13 protein-coding genes and 1 tRNA gene are annotated in these 18,093 nt (G+C 58.3%); 2 read left to right on the plus strand and 12 right to left on the minus strand.

The window, feature by feature from the left end; all coding sequences use genetic code 11:
* Window positions 1-4 precede the first annotated feature (4 nt).
* Entirely contained in the window at window positions 5-2,029 is a 2,025-nt protein-coding gene (gene uvrB / locus RE428_RS13900) for an excinuclease ABC subunit UvrB (RefSeq protein WP_004582626.1), read from the minus strand.
* 225 nt (window positions 2,030-2,254) lie between these two features.
* Between uvrB and RE428_RS13905 the strand changes: the two genes are divergently transcribed.
* The gene (locus RE428_RS13905) at window positions 2,255-3,439 is read left to right on the plus strand and encodes a pyridoxal phosphate-dependent aminotransferase (RefSeq protein WP_004582627.1); all 1,185 of its coding nucleotides are present in this window, start codon (window positions 2,255-2,257) and stop codon (window positions 3,437-3,439) included.
* Window positions 3,440-3,539: 100 nt separating this feature from the next.
* Window positions 3,540-3,615 (plus strand) — tRNA-Asn (locus RE428_RS13910).
* Between the two features lie 282 nt (window positions 3,616-3,897).
* Here the strand turns inward: RE428_RS13910 and pyrF are convergent.
* The 11 genes from pyrF to gyrA form a co-directional block, all read right to left on the minus strand.
* The gene (gene pyrF / locus RE428_RS13915) at window positions 3,898-4,626 is read right to left on the minus strand and encodes an orotidine-5'-phosphate decarboxylase (RefSeq protein WP_004582628.1); all 729 of its coding nucleotides are present in this window, start codon (window positions 4,624-4,626) and stop codon (window positions 3,898-3,900) included.
* Window positions 4,627-4,699: 73 nt separating this feature from the next.
* The gene (lapB, locus tag RE428_RS13920; RefSeq protein WP_004582629.1) at window positions 4,700-5,869 is read right to left on the minus strand and encodes a lipopolysaccharide assembly protein LapB; all 1,170 of its coding nucleotides are present in this window, start codon (window positions 5,867-5,869) and stop codon (window positions 4,700-4,702) included.
* The gene (locus RE428_RS13925; protein ID WP_004582630.1) at window positions 5,869-6,171 is read right to left on the minus strand and encodes a lipopolysaccharide assembly protein LapA domain-containing protein; all 303 of its coding nucleotides are present in this window, start codon (window positions 6,169-6,171) and stop codon (window positions 5,869-5,871) included. Before RE428_RS13925 ends, lapB begins: the two co-directional genes overlap by 1 nt.
* Before the next feature lie 170 nt (window positions 6,172-6,341).
* The gene (locus RE428_RS13930; protein ID WP_004582631.1) at window positions 6,342-6,638 is read right to left on the minus strand and encodes an integration host factor subunit beta; all 297 of its coding nucleotides are present in this window, start codon (window positions 6,636-6,638) and stop codon (window positions 6,342-6,344) included.
* Between the two features lie 397 nt (window positions 6,639-7,035).
* The gene (gene rpsA, locus RE428_RS13935; protein WP_004582632.1) at window positions 7,036-8,727 is read right to left on the minus strand and encodes a 30S ribosomal protein S1; all 1,692 of its coding nucleotides are present in this window, start codon (window positions 8,725-8,727) and stop codon (window positions 7,036-7,038) included.
* Window positions 8,728-8,858: 131 nt separating this feature from the next.
* Complete coding sequence (cmk, locus tag RE428_RS13940) at window positions 8,859-9,539, minus strand: (d)CMP kinase (RefSeq protein WP_004582633.1); 681 nt, start codon at window positions 9,537-9,539, stop codon at window positions 8,859-8,861.
* A complete protein-coding gene (locus tag RE428_RS13945) occupies window positions 9,536-11,788 on the minus strand; it encodes a bifunctional prephenate dehydrogenase/3-phosphoshikimate 1-carboxyvinyltransferase (protein ID WP_051079806.1) in 2,253 nt (750 codons plus the stop codon). Before RE428_RS13945 ends, cmk begins: the two co-directional genes overlap by 4 nt.
* Window positions 11,781-12,899 (minus strand): histidinol-phosphate transaminase, encoded by a 1,119-nt coding sequence (gene hisC / locus RE428_RS13950; protein WP_004582635.1) that lies wholly within the window; start codon window positions 12,897-12,899, stop codon window positions 11,781-11,783. Before hisC ends, RE428_RS13945 begins: the two co-directional genes overlap by 8 nt.
* Before the next feature lie 91 nt (window positions 12,900-12,990).
* Entirely contained in the window at window positions 12,991-14,088 is a 1,098-nt protein-coding gene (gene pheA / locus RE428_RS13955; protein WP_004582636.1) for a prephenate dehydratase, read from the minus strand.
* Window positions 14,081-15,172: a 3-phosphoserine/phosphohydroxythreonine transaminase gene (serC, locus tag RE428_RS13960; protein ID WP_004582637.1), complete on the minus strand. Its 1,092-nt coding sequence runs from the start codon at window positions 15,170-15,172 to the stop codon at window positions 14,081-14,083. The genes pheA and serC overlap by 8 nt, the downstream gene beginning before the upstream one ends.
* 47 nt (window positions 15,173-15,219) lie before the next feature.
* Window positions 15,220-17,826 (minus strand): DNA gyrase subunit A, encoded by a 2,607-nt coding sequence (gyrA, locus tag RE428_RS13965; protein WP_004582638.1) that lies wholly within the window; start codon window positions 17,824-17,826, stop codon window positions 15,220-15,222.
* Window positions 17,827-18,093 lie beyond the last annotated feature (267 nt).

An 18,093-nucleotide genomic window follows, 5' to 3' on the forward strand; every position in this document is an offset into this window, starting at 1 on the left:
CTCATCAGGCTGTTCGGATAGTCGCCTCTTTGAGGGAGGCGATCTCATCGCGCAACCGTGCCGCTTTTTCGAAATCCAGGTCCGAGGCGGCCTTGTACATCTCATCCTCCAGCTTCGTAATATCCTTGAGCAACTGCTCCGGCGTCTTGCCGTGGGCCTTGATGCGGTACTCTTCCGCCTCCTCGGCGGCCTGTTGACCCGGACGCTCGCCACCACGACGACGTCCCGGCGCCCCGCCCCGGGCCCCTTCCATGATGTCCGTGACCCTTTTCTCCAGGCCGCGCGGCGTAATGCCATGCTCTTCGTTATGGGCGATCTGCTTCTCGCGGCGCCGCCCCGTCTCATCGATCGCCCGCTGCATGGAGCCGGTAATTTTATCGCCGTATAAAATCGCCTTGCCGTGGACGTTCCGCGCGGCGCGGCCGATGGTCTGGATCAGAGAACGCTCGGAACGCAAGAAACCTTCCTTGTCCGCATCGAGGATGGCAACCAGGGAGACTTCCGGCATATCCAGGCCTTCCCGAAGCAGGTTGATCCCCACCAGAACGTCGAATTCGCCCCGGCGAAGGTCGCGGATGATTTCCACCCGCTCCACGGTATCGATATCCGAGTGCAGGTAGCGCACGCGAACGTCGTGTTCCTGCAGGAAGTCGGTCAGGTCTTCGGCCATGCGCTTTGTCAGCGTGGTCACCAACACCCGTTCGTCCACCGACACCCGTTTGCGGATCTCCGACAACAAGTCGTCAACCTGGGTCGAGGCCGGACGAACCTCGATTTCCGGATCGACAAGTCCTGTTGGTCGTACGACCTGCTCAACAACCTGGCCTGCGTGCCGGGCTTCATAGTCCGCCGGCGTGGCGGAGACGAAGATCATCTGCGGTGCGATACGCTCCCACTCGTCGAAACGCATGGGCCGGTTGTCCAGGGCAGAAGGTAGCCGGAAACCATACTCGACCAGCGTTTCCTTGCGTGAACGGTCGCCTTTGTACATCGCACCGATTTGGGGGATGGTGACGTGGGACTCGTCCACTACCAGCAACGCGTTCGGAGGCAGGTAGTCGAACAGCGTCGGCGGCGCTTCACCTGGGCGGCGCCCTGAGAGATAGCGCGAGTAGTTCTCGATGCCGTTGCAGTAACCCAGCTCCAGCATCATTTCGATGTCATAACGGGTACGTTCTTCCAGGCGCTGTGCCTCGACCAGCTTGTTGTTGTCACGCAGCTGCTTGAGACGCTCGTCGAGCTCCACCTTGATATTCTCAACCGCATCCAGCACGGTCTGGCGGGGCGTGACATAGTGACTCTTCGGATAAATGGTCACTCGGGGCACCCGGCGCAGAACCTCGCCCGTGAGCGGATCGAAGTAACTGAGATTCTCCACCTCGTCATCGAAGAGTTCGATGCGGATAGCCTCTTTCTCGGATTCCGCCGGGAACACATCGATTACATCGCCGCGCACCCGGTAATTGGCGCGATGGAATTCCACATCGTTGCGGGTGTATTGCAGCTCAGCCAAACGGCGCAGGATGAAGCGCTGATCGATCTGGTCGCCCCGGTCCAGGTGCAGCATCATCTTCAGGTAGGACTGGGGATCGCCCAAACCGTAGATAGACGAAACCGTTGCTACGATCAGGGCATCTTCGCGCTCCAGAAGTGCCTTGGTGGCCGAGAGACGCATCTGCTCGATATGCTCGTTGATGGAGGCGTCCTTCTCGATGAACGTATCGGACGACGGTACATAGGCCTCGGGCTGATAGTAGTCGTAATAGGAAACGAAGTACTCCACGGCATTCTTGGGAAAGAACTCCTTGAATTCGCCATAGAGCTGGGCCGCCAACGTTTTGTTGTGGGCCATCACGATGGTCGGGCGCTTGATGCGCTCGACGACATTGGCAATGGTGAACGTCTTGCCCGAACCGGTGACCCCCAGCAGGGTCTGGTGAGCCAGGCCGGACTCGATACCGTCGACCAGGCCGTCGATTGCTTTGGGCTGGTCGCCGGCTGGTTGGTAAGCAGATTCAACCTCGAACATGTGGCGTTGGTGCCCCCGTTGTCGCTCATGGCGTCAAGCAGGATGCCTGACGTGGTTTCTGGTCCCGGTAAATGGCGTATTCCAGCCCGCGCCAACTTATCCTGCTGCAGGCTTCATGGTAACATTTGTACGTTTTGCATTTATCCGGCGTCCCGGTCCATGCTCAAACGGATTTAATACAGCCACCGGGGTCGCCCCTCATGACGCATCTTAAGGAGCGCTAGTTTGGACGTTCAACTCTCGAACCGTGTACAAGCGATCAAGCCCTCACCGACCCTGGCCGTGACCAATAAGGCGGCTGAGTTGCGCGCTGCCGGTCACGATATCATTGGCCTTGGCGCCGGCGAACCGGATTTCGATACACCGGATCACATCAAGACAGCCGCTATCGAGGCCATCAAGGCCGGTCAAACCAAGTACACCGCTGTCGATGGTACGCCCGGGCTGAAGAAAGCGATTATCGAGAAGTTCAAACGCGACAATGGCCTCAATTACGAACCGAACCAGATCCTAGTATCAAGTGGGGGCAAACAGAGTTTCTTCAACCTGGCCCTGGCCACATTGAACGCAGGCGACGAAGCCATCATCCCGGCGCCCTACTGGGTATCCTACCCGGACATGGTACTGGTGGCTGAAGGCAAGCCGGTCATTATCGAGACCTCAGCCGAAACCCGCTTCAAGATCACGCCGGAGCAGCTCGAAAACGCCATCACCGAGCGTACCCGCCTGTTCGTGATCAACAGCCCGTCGAACCCCAGCGGCATGGCCTACAGCCTGGACGAGCTGAAAGCGATCGGTGAAGTTCTGAAGAAGCACCCGCAGGTCATGGTGGCGACGGACGATATGTATGAGCCCATCCTTTGGACCGGCCAGCCGTTCTGCAACATCCTGAACGCAACCCCGGAACTCTACGACCGCACCTTCGTGCTCAATGGGGTATCCAAGGCCTATTCCATGACCGGCTGGCGTATCGGCTACGCCGCAGGCCCGGCCAAGATCATCGGATCGATGAAGAAGATCCAGTCCCAAAGCACATCCAACCCGGCGTCGATCTCCCAGGCTGCAGCCCAGGCTGCGCTCGAAGGCCCCCAGGAGTGCGTCGGCGAAATGGTCAAGGCCTTCAAGGAACGCCACGACTACCTGGTAGACGCGCTGAACAAGATCCAGGGCGTTGAGTGCCTGAAAGGCGACGGTACCTTCTATGCGTTCCCCAGCTTCCAGGGCGCCATCGACGCGCGTGAAAACATCGAGTCCGATGTCGAGCTGGCGGAAATGCTGCTCAAGGAAGCCGGCGTCGCGCTCGTCCCGGGCTCTGCATTTGGTGCTCCGGGCCACATGCGCCTGAGCTTTGCCACCAGCATGGAGAACCTCCAGAACGCGATCGAGCGCCTGCAAAAAGCTCTCGGCTGAGCAGCTTTGACCCTGACGTGAAAGATAAAAGGTTTATCGATTAAGGGGTTGACGGTGACGGGGCGCGGCCGTAATATACGCGCCTCATCACTGATGACGTTCCCCGATAGCTCAGTTGGTAGAGCAACGGACTGTTAATCCGTTTGTCGCTGGTTCGAGCCCAGCTCGGGGAGCCACTATTCCAAAAAGCCGCTGAAACCCAGCGGCTTTTTTTATGGCTTGTCGAAAAGTAGCGAGTTCCCCCCAACTCCGATCCTGAAATCAGGCAGTCTTTCAGACTGCTCCGAAGCTAAAGCGTCGGCTACATTGTCCCGCTAACTCGAGTATGTAGCAGATGCTTTAGCTTCTGAGGCGCCGAAGGCGCCCCAACTTACACGCCCATCGCGGGGCTCGATCCATAGTCATTCACGAAGAGACTTTCCGTCTGGCAGGCAACAGCGTGCAGCAAACGGCGCACCTCACTCCTCCGCCAACTGAATCTCCGCCTGGATCGCCTCCAACGCCTCCAGGGGCTTGTCGGCCTGGGTTATCGGCCGACCAATCACAAGGTAGTCGCTACCCGCATGCAAAGCGTCCACAGGCGTCATGATGCGTTGCTGGTCTCCCGCGGCGGCGGCGAACGTTGGACGGATACCCGGCGTAACCAGCCGGAAACGCTCGCCCTGCTCTGAACGCAGCATTGTCGCTTCCTGCGCCGAACACACTACGCCATCAAGACCAGCGTTGTACGTCATCGCCGCAAGCCTGGAAACATGCGCTTCCGGCGACTCGCTGATACCAATGCCCTTCAAGTCATCCGCGGACATACTGGTCAGAACCGTCACCGCAATGAGCAAGGGGCGATCATCACCGTAGCTTTCCAACCGCTCCCGGCAGGCAGCCATCATGGTCTCGCCGCCCGACGCATGGACATTCACCATCCACACGCCGAGATCTGCAGCAGCGGCTACAGCAGCCGACGTGGTATTGGGGATATCGTGAAACTTGAGATCCAGGAAGACCTCAAAACCACGGTTATGGAGTTGGCGCACCAAGTCCGGCCCAAAGCGGGTAAACATCTCCTTGCCTACCTTGACGCGACATAGTGATGGGTCCAGTGAATCGGCAAGCGCCAACGCCTGGGCCTGATCTGCAAAATCAAGAGCCACGATAATACGCGGCCCCAACTCTCCTTTATGGTCAAACATAGCGAACTCTGTCTCTTGGTGCGGTGTCGCAGAATCCCGCGCCCCGCCTGACATGTATGAAACCCTGAAAAACCTACTCGGCCTCGACACCCTGAATCGGCTGAACCTTTTCCCATTTCTTACAGCTTGGGCACAGCCAGTGCAGTTGACGCCCTTCGAAACCGCAACTGATACAGCGATACACCGGACGATTGGCCAGCAACAACTGGCCCATGCGGCTGACAAGCCGCCCCTCGTCCGTCGTCATTCCCTTCTCGTAGCCGGCCATTTCAACCAAGCGTAACAACCCCTTCAGACTCGGCCGTATCTCAAGCTCTTCCCGCAGCAGATCGATGGCCGCGGGGCGACCGGAAGCGCGCTCGACCGCCTCCACCAGCGCCAGCAGCAAACTGGTACTGGGCCAGCTTTCATAGAGTTTGCGCAGGCGCTTGGCCAATTTGGCCACGTCCCCCTTATCACGGGTAAATTTCATCAACCGGTCGATAGCTTCCGACCCAAAGGCGGGGTTCTGGTCGAACACTTTGAGCAGCGATTGCTCCACATCGGATACGTTGCCCTGACGCTTCTGGATATCCGCTTGAAGGAAACTGGCGCGAACACAGGTCCGATCCTGTTCCAGAGCCTCCTTGACGAGTTTCTGGGCGCCCCAGCGGTCGTCGTGGCGTAGGGTATCTTCGGCAAGCTCGCAGGTCAGGTAGGCTAGCTGCTTATGCAGCTCGGCTTCGGGATAACCTACGGTCAGGGTGCTGGCTACCTGGCGAGCCTTATCCCATTCGCGCTCCTGTTGATAAAGTTCAATCAGTTGGTCGGAAGCCTGGCGACTGTAGTCCCTTGTACCGAGCAACTGGTGGAATAGGGATTCGGCCCGATCCAGCAGACCGGCATTCATGTAGTCCATTGCCAGTTCATAAGTCACCTGCTGCGAGTAACGGGCAGGTAGTTCGGGGCGGGCAAGCAGGTTCTGGTGGATGAGTATGGCGCGTTCAGTTTCGCCTTTCAGCCGGAAGTGGGCACCGACGGACAAATGCAATCCCACGGTCTCTCGATTGACGGCAAGAGCCTGGACAAAATTTTCGATAGCTTCGTCAGAATAATTGGTAAACAGGAACTGGAGGCGATCACGAACCGCCTCTTCATCGTCGATACGCTGGCGCCCAACGGAGCCGTCGCGACCCCAGCGCCCCATAAACCAACCTGCTGCAACCGCTATGACAAGTAGCAGCCAATGAAGCACTGTTTCCATCAGGGGGTCCGGCCGGCTTCCAACCTGGCTTTCTCAAGCTGCTTTTCGGTGTGATCCAGTTTCTTCTGCAAGTGACGCCTACTTACGGACGTCCGGATCATGGCAAGTGACGTCAGTAACATACCAATAATTCCGCCCGCAACAAATGACAGGATCAACCAGAAAGCCACGCCATAGGCGGGTGTTTCGAAAAAGAGAAAGTTGAGGGAAACGGAAACCTGATTATTCAGGGAAAAAACAAGGGCGGCCAGGATCAGGAAGATCACGACGAGGCCAATAATCACCTTTTGCAGCCAGGCCATACTTAACGGCTCCCAAGTGGTTAACGTACAGCGGTTTGCGTCCAGCAGTTAGCATCCGTAACGGAGGGGCTGCCATGTTAGCACAGGAGACCCAGCGGCGCCCGGCTGTTACACGGCCAAAACAGGCACCCCCAACGTAGCAGGGAGGCCTTGAGGCGTCGATTTCAGCCTCAGTATCCGTTCTTCATGCTGTCGTTGACCTGCTCCCGCAATTCCTTGCCTGGCTTGAAATGGGGAACAAACTTGGCCGGTAACTGCACCGCTTCACCGGTCTTGGGGTTTCTCCCGGTCCGGGCAGCCCGGTGATGCAGGGAGAAGCTGCCAAAACCCCGAATCTCGATGCGATGCCCTTCAGCCAACGACTGGGACATATGCTCGATAATGGTCTTGACGGCAAGTTCAACGTCTTTCACGGACAGTTGCGTCTGTTTGGAGGCGATCAGTTCGACCAGCTCAGACTTTGTCATTGCGATTGTTCCTTCTGATTCTTATCGCTAAATCAGTGCCGGGACCACTTCCCTTTCGTCCTAGTGCCATGCATCGCTCCTTTGTCTAAACGTGAAGAGACCCACATAACGCGCGATGACAAGATACCCGCACCGAAATCATCCCTCTCGGTTCTCGATATCCAACCCACACGAGAACCTTCGTTTGTGCAGGTTTTCTCGAGCAAATGTGCCAGGATTCCCGGGGTTCAAGCAGGGATTGAAACCTGGCTCCCGCCGCACCTCAATCAACCCCGACGGCACTCGAGAAAAAAGCCAATTAGGGTGACGCACCCCCCTAGTTTAGACAAACTCAAAAAAAAGACAAAAAAAACGGGCTGTTACAGCCCGTTTTTTTACATTTCAACAAAATTGCCAATTATTCCTTGTTGGCATTCTGCTGCTGCATCTGCTCCTTGATCAGGTCACCGATGGTGGTGGCACCCGAAGTTTCAGCAGACTTCTCGCGAACACTCTGCAGAGCCGCCTTGTCATCTTCCACGTCCTTGGACTTCACGGACAGGTTGATCACGCGGTTCTTACGATCGATGCTAATGATCTTGGCTTCAACCTCGTCGCCTTCGTTCAGCACGTTGCGCGCATCTTCAACACGGTCACGGCTGATTTCAGAGGCCTTCAGCACCGCTTCAACTTCGTCGTTCAGGGCAACAGTCGCTGCCTTGGCGTCGATAGCAGTTACAGTACCCTTGACGATGGAGCCCTTATCGTTCAGCTGCACGAACTCAGCAAACGGATCGCTCTCGAGCTGCTTGATACCCAGGGAGATACGCTCACGCTCCGGATCAACAGACAGGATGACGGTTTCAACTTCGTCGCCTTTCTTGTACTGACGAACCGCTTCTTCACCAGGCTCGTTCCAGCTGATGTCGGACAGGTGAACCAGACCGTCGATACCACCGTCCAGACCGATAAAGATACCGAAGTCAGTAATGGACTTGATCTTACCGGTGATGCGGTCACCCTTGTTGAAGTTGCTGGAGAAGTCTTCCCACGGGTTGGACATGCACTGCTTGATACCCAGGGAGATACGACGACGCTCTTCGTCGATATCCAGGATCATCACTTCAACTTCATCACCGACCTGAACAACCTTGGACGGATGGATGTTCTTGTTGGTCCAGTCCATTTCGGATACGTGAACCAGACCTTCAACACCTTCTTCCAGCTCAGCAAAGCAACCGTAGTCAGTCAGGTTGGTCACGCGGGCGTTGACCTTGGAACCTTCCGGATAGCGACCCTTGATATCCACCCAGGGATCTTCGCCCAGCTGCTTCAGACCCAGGGAAACGCGGTTGCGCTCACGGTCGAACTTCAGGACCTTGACGTTGATCTCGTCACCAACATTGACGATTTCGCTCGGATGCTTGATGCGCTTCCAGGCCATGTCGGTGATGTGCAACAGGCCGTCAACGCCGCCCAGATCCACGAATGCGCCATAGTCGGTCAGGTTCTTGACGATACCCTTGATTTCCAGACCTTCGGTCAGGGTTTCCAGCAGGGCTTCGCGCTCGGCACTGTTCTCAGCTTCCAGTACCGCACGACGTGAAACAACCACGTTGTTGCGCTTCTGGTCCAGCTTGATCACCTTGAACTCGAGTTCCTTGTTCTCCAGGTGCGCAGTGTCGCGAACCGGACGAACATCAACCAGGGAACCCGGCAGGAATGCACGGATGCCGCTCAGGTCGACCGTGAAGCCGCCCTTGACCTTGCCATTGATCACACCTTTAACGACTTCTTCGGCCTCGAAGCTCTTCTCGAGCACTTTCCAGGCTTCAGCGCGCTTGGCCTTCTCACGGGACAGACGGGTTGCACCGAAACCGTCTTCTACCGCGTCGAGAGCCACATCGACAACGTCACCAATCTGGATTTCCAGTTCGCCCTTGTCGTTCAGGAACTGGCTGGCAGGAATAGCGCCTTCCGACTTCAGGCCTGCGTTAACAGTGACCCAGTCGTTGTCGATATCAACCACGGTTCCCTGGACAATGGAACCCGGTTGCATGTCAATTTCTTTCAGGCTTTCTTCAAAAAGATCCGCAAAGCTCTCGCTCATTATGTGTCCTATGTGATCAACGCAAGTGTGCTCCGTGATACCAGCAACACGGTCTGTTCAAATTTGCCGAAAACCTGCCACAGGCTGGCAGAATACGCAGACTTCCGGCTTCCAACGACAAAAGGGTGCGGTCAGGCCTGACCTGCTGCGGCCATAACCTTTTCCAGCACCTCTTCTATGCTTAATCCCGTCGAGTCAATGACTTGCGCATCATCGGCGGGTCTAAGCGGAGCACTCGCCCGGTTCATATCCCGGTCGTCCCGTGCCCGTATCTCCTCTAAAAGGGCGTCAATACTAACATCGACACCGGCGTCCAGCAACTGGCGATAGCGTCGTTCCGCCCTTTCTTCTGCACTTGCGGTAAGGAAAATTTTTACCGGCGCATCGGGGAAAATCACCGTCCCCATATCGCGACCATCTGCTACCAGACCCGGAGCTTGGCGAAAATCCCGCTGGCGCTGGAGTAATGCGTCGCGTACAGCCTGGATAGCGGCGACCCGAGAGGCATTTTCACCGCAAGTCTCGGTCCGGATATCGGCCGTAACATCATCGCCACCCATCAATACCCGTGCCGGCTCACCAGGCGGCGTCGGCAGGAAAGCGACATCGAGTTTGCCCGCTACGCGGACCAAACCGTCGATGTCGGCAATGCCAATACCCTGACGCTGCGCCGCCAACGCTGTCAACCGATACAACGCGCCGCTGTCCAGGAGGTGATACCCAAGTCTTCGAGCGACCATTTGCGTAATAGTTCCCTTACCGGAACCACTCGGTCCGTCGATGGCGATCACGGGAATATCCTGCGGGTTCATGCCCCGGACTCCTCGACCTGGATGCGAATACCCACGGTCCTGGCAAGGTCAACAAAATTCGGGAAAGAAGTCGCCACATTGGCGCAATCGGTGATAACGACATCCCCTTCTGAGCGGAGCGATGCCACCGAAAAGGCCATGGCAATGCGGTGATCTCCATGACTGTTCACTGTACCGGACTGCATCGCCTGACCGCCCTGGATCACGATCCCGTCCTGCGTCACCGTGGTCTTGACACCCAGTTGGGCCAGACCGTCAGCCATCACCTGGATACGGTCGCTTTCTTTCACCCGCAATTCTTCTGCACCGGTGAGGACGGTTTCACCTTCGGCACAGACAGCCGCGATGAACAAAACCGGAAATTCGTCGATTGCCAAGGGCACCTGATCTTCCGGGATCTGGATCCCCTTGAGCTTCGCATGACGCACTCGCAGGTCAGCCACCGGCTCACCGCCGACCTCGCGCTCGCTCTCCACCACGATGTCGGCACCCATCTGCTTAAGAATATTGATGACGCCTACCCGAGTCGGGTTAATACCGACATGGCGCAATGTCAGATCGGCACCCGGCGTGATGGACGCGGCCACCAGGAAGAAAGCCGCAGAGGAAATATCCGCTGGCACATCGATAGGACCGCCAGTCAAGTGACCGCCGCCCTTCAGGTAAGCCGTTGCGCCATCGCGCCCAACGCTATAACCGAACCCGTTCAGCATGCGCTCGGTATGATCCCGTGTCGGCGCAGGCTCGGTGACGCGGGTTTCGCCGTCGGCATAGAGCCCTGCCAGCAGCAAACAGGATTTCACCTGGGCACTGGCCATAGGCATCACGTAGTTGAGGCCCTTCAGCGTCTGACCACCCTTGATCCGGAGCGGAGGTCGACCGCCTTCAGCGGTCTCGATTACAGCACCCATCTTACGCAGGGGGTCGGCGACCCGCCCCATGGGCCGCTTGGTCAGACTCTCGTCACCCGTCAACTCGGTATCGAACGCCTGCCCCGCCAACAACCCCGCAAACAGGCGCATCGCCGTTCCGGAGTTACCCAGGTAAAGCGGGCCGCGCGGGGCCTGTAGGCCGTGCAGACCGACACCGTGGATGCGCACGAAGCCCTTGTCCGGCCCCTCGATAGTCACCCCCATATCGCGGAAAGCCTGCAGGGTGGCCAGACTGTCCTCACCCTCGAGGAAACCCTCAACTTCGGTGACTCCCTTGGAAAGCGCACCCAGCATAATGGAACGGTGGGAGATGGACTTGTCGCCGGGCACGCGGATATCACCCCGCACTTCACCGCCGGACTGGAGCTTGAAGGTTACCTGTTTCTGACTCATGGTTGTCACGTACGCCTGTCCTGAAAGCATCTTGGAAAAATGATCCCGCGCCGCCTTGGCACGGCTGAACACCTGAAGGAGCCGTTTGCCGTCTCCAGTCTCGATCGCATTGCGCAACGTGGCGAGATCCGCGTTGAAATGATCGATAACACGAAGGACTGCGTCCCGATTGGAAAGAAAGATGTCATGCCACATTACCGGATCGCTGGCTGCGATGCGGGTAAAGTCGCGGAAACCGCCAGCGGCATAACGGAAGATTTCGAGGTTGTCGTCCTCACCTGCCAGGGTATCGACCAGTGAGAACGCGATCAGGTGCGGTAAGTGGCTGGTGGCCGCCAGCACTTCGTCATGATGTGCCACCGGCATGGTGAGCACCGTCGCGCCGCATCCGCCCCAGAGTGCCTTGAGACGCTCCAGTTTTGCGGAATCACTGGTTTCCGACGGCGTCAGGATCACCTTGTGTTTGGCGAATAAGTCGGCACGAGCGGCAGAAATCCCGCTTTTCTCGGACCCAGCAATGGGATGCCCCGGGATCACCCAGTCGGGCCAACGACCAAACACCGATTGCACGGCACTGACAAAACTGCCTTTGGTACTGCCGACGTCGGTCAGCAACACGTCCGATGCAAGGTGGGGCCGGATTTCGGCCAACACGGTCTCCATGGCGCGTACGGGCACGGCCACAACCACCAGGTCCGCATCCTTTATTGCCGTCGCCACCGATTCGGCGGCCTCGTCTATAACGCCCAGTTCAAGACCACGCTGGACCTCACCCTGCCGTTGATCGACACCGACAACCCATGCCGCCAACCCCTGCTCTCGCACAGCCTTGGCCAGCGAGCCGCCAATCAGCCCCAGACCGATAACGGCCATGCGCTGGAATAGCGGTCCTGACGAAGTCAGCGATTGCATAGGGTCAGCCATTCAGTGACTCCAACACCTCTTTGAGCGCATCAAGGCAGCGGGCATTCTCTGCCTCGAGACCAACGGAAATCCGCAAATGCCGCGGCATACCGTAGCCACCGATGGGCCGGACGATAACGCCACGCTGCAGCAGACCCTGGAAAACCTGGTCTGCCCGCTCACCGACATCGACAGCGATAAAATTACCGCTGGACGGGATATATTCCAGTCCCAGGGCTTCAAAACCCGCAGCCAGTTGCCTGAGACCGCTACGATTGACCTCACGGGAGCGCTGCAGGTAGTCCTCGTCATCCAGCACCGCGGTCGCCGCCGCCAAGGCTATTGTATCCACATTAAACGGCTGACGGACCCGATTCAAAACATCCGCGATAGCGGCGGACGAAACGGCATAGCCCACACGCAGCGCGGCCAGGCCCCAGGCCTTGGAGAAGGTACGGGCCACCACCAAGTTGGGGAAATCCGGCAACAGGTCAATGCCATCGGGGAATTCGTCGCCCTCGAAATACTCGCAGTAGGCCTCGTCGAGTACGACCACCACATGCTCCGGCACCTTGCGCAGGAACTGGACGATAGCATCGCGTCCGACAGCGGTGCCGGTAGGGTTATTGGGATTCGCAACAAAGACGATGCGCGTGCGGTCGTTAATGGCCGCGGCCATGGCGTCAAGGTCGTGCCCCCACTCTTTCGCGGGAACAGACACGCCGGTGGCGCCGACGGCCATGGTGGAAATCGGATAAACGGCAAAGGCGTACTGAGAAAAAATGACTTCGTCGCCAGCATCGGCAAAGGCACGGATCACCAAGTCCAGCACGTCATTGGAGCCGTTGCCCAGCGTCAGTTGGGCCGGGGATACGGACAGACGGGCGGCCAGCTTCTGCTTCAGGTTGAAACCGTTGCCGTCAGGATAGAGACACATCTCGTCCAGCGCCTTGCGAGCCGCTTCCAGCGCCTTGGAGCTGGGGCCGAGTGGGTTCTCGTTGCTGGCCAGCTTGATGATTTGCGAGGGATCCAGCCCCAGCTCCCGGGCGACTTCGTCGATGGGTTTCCCCGGCTGGTAAGGCTGGAGGCCACGCACCCCGGCCACTGCCCGGGACTTGAAATCGATCGACATATCATCTCCTGACAGAGTCCAATTCATGCGAGGCCTAGTGTGCCGTTCGGTTAATTCGCTGACCTCACACCTTAGCGCGTCATTACGCGCATCAAAGCACGCCGATTGGATAGGATCCCAGCCGCTTGAGCTCGACGGCCTCGGCATCGACTTCCTGCAACACCGTCTGAACCTGCGGATCGTCGGCGTGGGCCTCGAAATCGATATAGAACACATAGGCCCAGGTGCCGCTTGGCGACGGCCGGGTTTCGAGCCGGGTCAGGCTCAGCCCGTGACGGTGGAAAGGCTCGAGAAGCTCGTATAGCGCGCCCGGTTTGTTGCGCATGGACACAAGAATGGAGGACTTGTCGTGACCGCTGGGGCCCACCTCTTCGCGTCCGATGATCAGGAAACGCGTGGTGTTGTCCGGCCGGTCCTCGATCGTCGCAGCCAGCTTGCGCAGATCATAGAGTTCGGCCGCCATATCGCCTGCAATGGCTGCGGCGCCAGGCTCGCTGGCTGCCCGCCGCGCAGCCTCGGCGTTACTGCTGACCGCGACGCGCTCCACTTCATGCCAGTGGGTATCCAGCCACTTGCGACATTGGGCAAACGACTGCTGATGGGAATAGATCCGCTTGATGGCTTTCTTGTCCGTACCATCTGCAATTAAGAGATGATGGTGGATGCGCAGCTGGACCTCGCCGCAAATTTTCAGGGACGAAGATATGAACATATCAAGGGTGTGATTGATCATACCCTCGGTCGAATTCTCAACCGGCACCACCCCGTAATGCGCCTCGCCCGATTCAACTTCGCGGAATACATCATCGATCGCCGGCAACGGAATGCTGACAACCGAGTGCCCAAAGTGCTTGAGCGCCGCCGCCTGGGTGAAAGTGCCTTCCGGACCCAGGAACGCGATATGCATCGGCTTTTCCAGTGCGAGACAAGCGGACATGATTTCCCGGAACAGACGCGCCATTTCCTCGCCGGACAGCGGCCCCGGATTTTCGGCCTTGATGCGGCGCAGCACCTGGGCTTCCCGCTCCGGCCGATAGAAGAACACATCCTCATTCGGGCGCGACGCCATCTTGACGTGAGCCACCTCCTGGGCGCACTGGGCCCGGGCGCTGATCAGGTCCATGATCTGCTTATCGAGGCTATCGATACGGTCGCGCAATTCGGCCAGGCGGGTCTGCTCGTCACTCATGTCCCGCCCGCTCCTTCTCGAAGGCCTTCATGTAGTCGATCAACGCATCGACTCCCGCTTCCGGCATGGCGTTATAAATAGAGGCACGCATACCGCCCACCGTCCGGTGACCCTTGAGGTTAAGCAGGAAGCGCTCTTCCGCGCCTTTCAGGAAAGCGCTGTTGAGGCTGTCGTCCGCCAGGGTGAACGGCACATTCATCCAGGAGCGGAATCTCGGTTCGATGGGATTGGCGTAGAAGTCGCTGTTATCGATATAGCCGTACAGCTTGTCCGCCTTGCGCTTATTGATCTCGCCCATGGCGGCGACGCCGCCCTGAGCCTTGAGCCACTTGAACACCAGGCCGGCCAGGTACCAGGAATAGGTAGCCGGCGTGTTGTACATGGAGTCGTTGTCGGCGATGACCTTGTAGTCCAGCATGGTCGGCGTGCCGGACTGGGCATGACCCAGCAAATCCTTACGGATAATCACTACCACCAGCCCGGATGGACCGATGTTCTTCTGGGCGCCGGCGTAGATCAGGCCGAACTTCGAAATATCCAGCGGACGTGACAACATGGAGGAAGACATATCCGCCACCAGCGGCACGTCACCGGAATCCGGGATGAAATCGTACTCCAGCCCACCGATGGTCTCGTTCGGCGTGTAATGCAGGTAGGCGGCCTCCGGATTGGTTTTCCAGGAAGCTTGATCGGGAACCGTGGTAAAGCCCTGCTCTTCGCTGGACGCTGCCACATTCACCTCACCAAAACGCCTGGCTTCGGCGATGGCCTTCTTCGACCAGATCCCGGTGTTGACGTAATCCGCCGGCGACTTGCCGCGCATCAGGTTCAGCGGCACCGTCGCAAACTGGCTGCTGGCACCACCCTGCATGAACAGGACTGCATAATCGTCGGAAATGCCGGCCAGCTCCCGCAGGTCCTGCTCGGCAGTCTGGGCGATGGCGACGAATTCGTCGCTGCGGTGACTCATCTCCATCACCGACATGCCCGTACCTCTCCAGTCCAGCATCTCCTCCTGGGCCTGCTGGAGCACCTCTGCCGGCAAGGTCGCCGGGCCTGCACAGAAGTTATACGCTCTGGTCATTACCGCCTGATCTCTCCGTTTCCGTGTTCGTGACAAGCGGACCTGTCTCAGTCCGCATCGCCCTCTTGCGCCGGCGCATCGTCGCCGTCGCTCGCTTCGCCTTCCTCACCGTCTTCGTCCAGGCCGCTGTCGGCAATCCGCTGGACTGCAACCAGACGCTCGTCTTCCTGGGTCAGACGAATCAGACGCACGCCCTGGGTATTCCGGCTCAGGACAGAGACTTCCTCGGTACTTGAACGCACCAGGGTGCCCTTGTCCGAGATCAGCATCATCTCGTCACTTTCGAACACCTGGGTAGCCGAAACCAGATTCCCGTTCCGCTCGGAGCACTGCATGGCGATAACACCCTGACTGCCACGACTATAGGCTGGGAACTCTTCGATCTGGGTGCGCTTACCGTAGCCGTTTTCACTGGCGGTCAGGATCATGCCACTTTCTTCCGGAATGATCAGGGATACGACAGTGTGACCTTCCGGCATACGGATACCGCGCACACCCCGCGCCGTACGACCCATGGCGCGAACCTGCTCTTCCTTGAAGCGCACCGCCTTGCCAGCGGAGGAGAACAGCATGACTTCGGATTCGCCCGCGGTAATCGCGGCGCCGATCAGGGTATCGCCTTCATCCAGGGACAGCGCAATCAGGCCGTTGGAACGCGGACGCGAGAAGTTCGGCAGCGGCGTCTTCTTGACCACACCGGCAGAGGTTGCCATCAGTACGTAGTGATCTTCCGGATAGTCGCGTACCGGCAGGAAGGTAGTGACACGCTCGTCCTCGTCCAGCGGCAGGATGTTCACCATCGGGCGACCACGAGCCGCGCGACTGGCCTGGGGAATCTCGAACACCCGCAGCCAGTACACCTTTCCTTTGTTGGTAAAACACAGGATGGTGTCGTGGGAGTTGGCAACCAGCAGTTTCTCGATGAAATCCTCTTCCTTCATGGTGGTCGAGGAGCGGCCGCGGCCACCGCGGCGCTGGGCCTGGTAGGCTTCCACCGGCTGGGTCTTGGCATAGCCGTTGTGGGAAATGGTGACCACCAGGTCTTCTTCGTCGATCAGGTCGGCAATGGTCAGGTCGCGGCGGGAGCTGATGATTTCAGTACGACGGGCATCGCCGAATTCGGAGACGACCGCTTCCAGCTCTTCGCGGATGACTTCCATCAACCGGGCCGGCTCGCTGAGGATATGCAGCAGCTCGGCGATCTTGTCGATGATTTCCTTGTACTCGTTCTGCAGCTTCTCGGTTTCCAGACCGGTCAGGCGGTGCAGACGCAGATCCAGGATAGCCTGGGCCTGTTCCGGTGACAGGTGGTAGAGTCCGTCACGCAGGCCGTAGATTTCCGGCAGGTCGTCTGGACGGCAAGCGTCCTGGCCGGCCCGATCCAGCATGTCGGAAACCTGGCCAGGCTCCCAGCCCTTGGCGATCAACTTTTCCTTGGCTTCGGCGGCGCTCGGTGACTGCTTGATCAGCTCGATCACTTCGTCGATGTTGGCCAGGGCGACTGTGAGGCCTTCCAGGATATGGCCGCGTTCGCGGGCCTTACGCAGTTCGTAGATGGTCCGACGGGTCACCACTTCGCGGCGATGACGGACGAACGCATCGAGGATTTCTTTCAGGTTGAGGATCTTCGGCTCGCCGTTGATCAAGGCAACCATGTTGATACCGAAGACGGTTTCCAACTGCGTGTGGGCGAACAGGTTGTTGACGACAACCTCGGCATTCTCCCCGCGACGCAGCTCGATCACCACGCGGATACCTTCCTTGTTGGACTCGTCGCGCAGCTCGGTAATACCTTCCAGCCGCTTTTCCTTGACCAGCTCGGCGATCTTCTCGATCAGGCGCGCCTTGTTCAACTGGTACGGCAACTCGGTAATGATGATGGATTCGCGGCCCGTCTTCTTGTCCTGCTCGATCTCGTGGCGGGCGCGGATATAAATACGACCCCGACCGGTACGGTAGGCCTCGATAATGCCGGCGCGACCGTTGATGATGCCCTCTGTGGGGAAATCCGGCCCCGGGATATGCTCCATCAACTCGTCGATGGTGATGTCCTGGTTGTCGATCAGCGCCAGACAGCCGTTGACGATCTCGGTCAGGTTATGGGGCGGAATATTGGTCGCCATCCCTACGGCAATACCGGAGGAACCGTTGACCAGCAGGTTGGGAATGCGGGTCGGCAGCACATCGGGAATCTGCTCGGCGCCGTCGTAGTTCGGTACGAAATCGACGGTTTCCTTGTCCAGGTCCGCCAGCAGCGAATGGGCAATCTTCTCCATGCGGATTTCGGTGTAACGCATGGCCGCCGCATTGTCGCCGTCGATGGAGCCAAAGTTGCCCTGACCGTCGACCAGCGGATAGCGCAAAGAGAACGGCTGAGCCATACGCACGATGGTGTCATAGACCGCAGAGTCGCCGTGGGGGTGGTATTTACCGATAACGTCACCCACCACACGGGCGGACTTCTTGTAGGCCTTGTTCCAGTCGTTGTTCAACTCGGACATGGCGAACAGGACACGGCGGTGAACGGGCTTGAGTCCGTCCCGGACATCGGGCAGAGCACGACCGACGATAACGCTCATGGCGTAATCGAGGTAGGACTGTTTCAGCTCATCTTCAATATTTACGGGCAGGATCTCTTTGGCTAATTCACCCATCGAGAAAGGTTCCTTTGCGTTTGCTGGAAGTCGTCGTTTTTATGGAATCGCGACATGACGATTCGCGCGTTATGGAACGCGGATTTCACCCTTGGGGAGCTTGCGCCTGATTCGATGTTGCTGGCGCTCTCTTTCCCCAATCCAAAGGGCATTTATAAGCGCGCAATCATACCACACTCGGGCCCTCAGAGTGACAGGCAAATAACGTTCAGGTGATGTCGGGAAAGGAAGGAAACGGGGGCGGGATGGCCCCCGGAAAGCAAACAA

The sequence above is a fragment of the Marinobacter nanhaiticus D15-8W genome (assembly GCF_036511935.1).
Lineage (GTDB): Bacteria > Pseudomonadota > Gammaproteobacteria > Pseudomonadales > Oleiphilaceae > Marinobacter_A > Marinobacter_A nanhaiticus.

Excerpts from the sequence above, each read along its gene's own strand:
- serC (WP_004582637.1), bottom strand. The coding sequence starts at position 15,172 with ATGACCAGAGCGTATAACTTCTGTGCAGGCCCGGCGACCTTGCCGGCA.
- rpsA (WP_004582632.1), bottom strand. The coding sequence starts at position 8,727 with ATGAGCGAGAGCTTTGCGGATCTTTTTGAAGAAAGCCTGAAAGAAATT.
- cmk (WP_004582633.1), bottom strand. The coding sequence starts at position 9,539 with ATGAACCCGCAGGATATTCCCGTGATCGCCATCGACGGACCGAGTGGT.
- RE428_RS13925 (WP_004582630.1), bottom strand. The coding sequence starts at position 6,171 with ATGGCCTGGCTGCAAAAGGTGATTATTGGCCTCGTCGTGATCTTCCTG.
- RE428_RS13945 (WP_051079806.1), bottom strand. The coding sequence starts at position 11,788 with ATGGCTGACCCTATGCAATCGCTGACTTCGTCAGGACCGCTATTCCAG.
- uvrB (WP_004582626.1), bottom strand. The coding sequence starts at position 2,029 with ATGTTCGAGGTTGAATCTGCTTACCAACCAGCCGGCGACCAGCCCAAA.
- hisC (WP_004582635.1), bottom strand. The coding sequence starts at position 12,899 with ATGTCGATCGATTTCAAGTCCCGGGCAGTGGCCGGGGTGCGTGGCCTC.
- RE428_RS13930 (WP_004582631.1), bottom strand. The coding sequence starts at position 6,638 with ATGACAAAGTCTGAGCTGGTCGAACTGATCGCCTCCAAACAGACGCAA.
- lapB (WP_004582629.1), bottom strand. The coding sequence starts at position 5,869 with ATGGAAACAGTGCTTCATTGGCTGCTACTTGTCATAGCGGTTGCAGCA.
- pyrF (WP_004582628.1), bottom strand. The coding sequence starts at position 4,626 with ATGTTTGACCATAAAGGAGAGTTGGGGCCGCGTATTATCGTGGCTCTT.
- gyrA (WP_004582638.1), bottom strand. The coding sequence starts at position 17,826 with ATGGGTGAATTAGCCAAAGAGATCCTGCCCGTAAATATTGAAGATGAG.
- pheA (WP_004582636.1), bottom strand. The coding sequence starts at position 14,088 with ATGAGTGACGAGCAGACCCGCCTGGCCGAATTGCGCGACCGTATCGAT.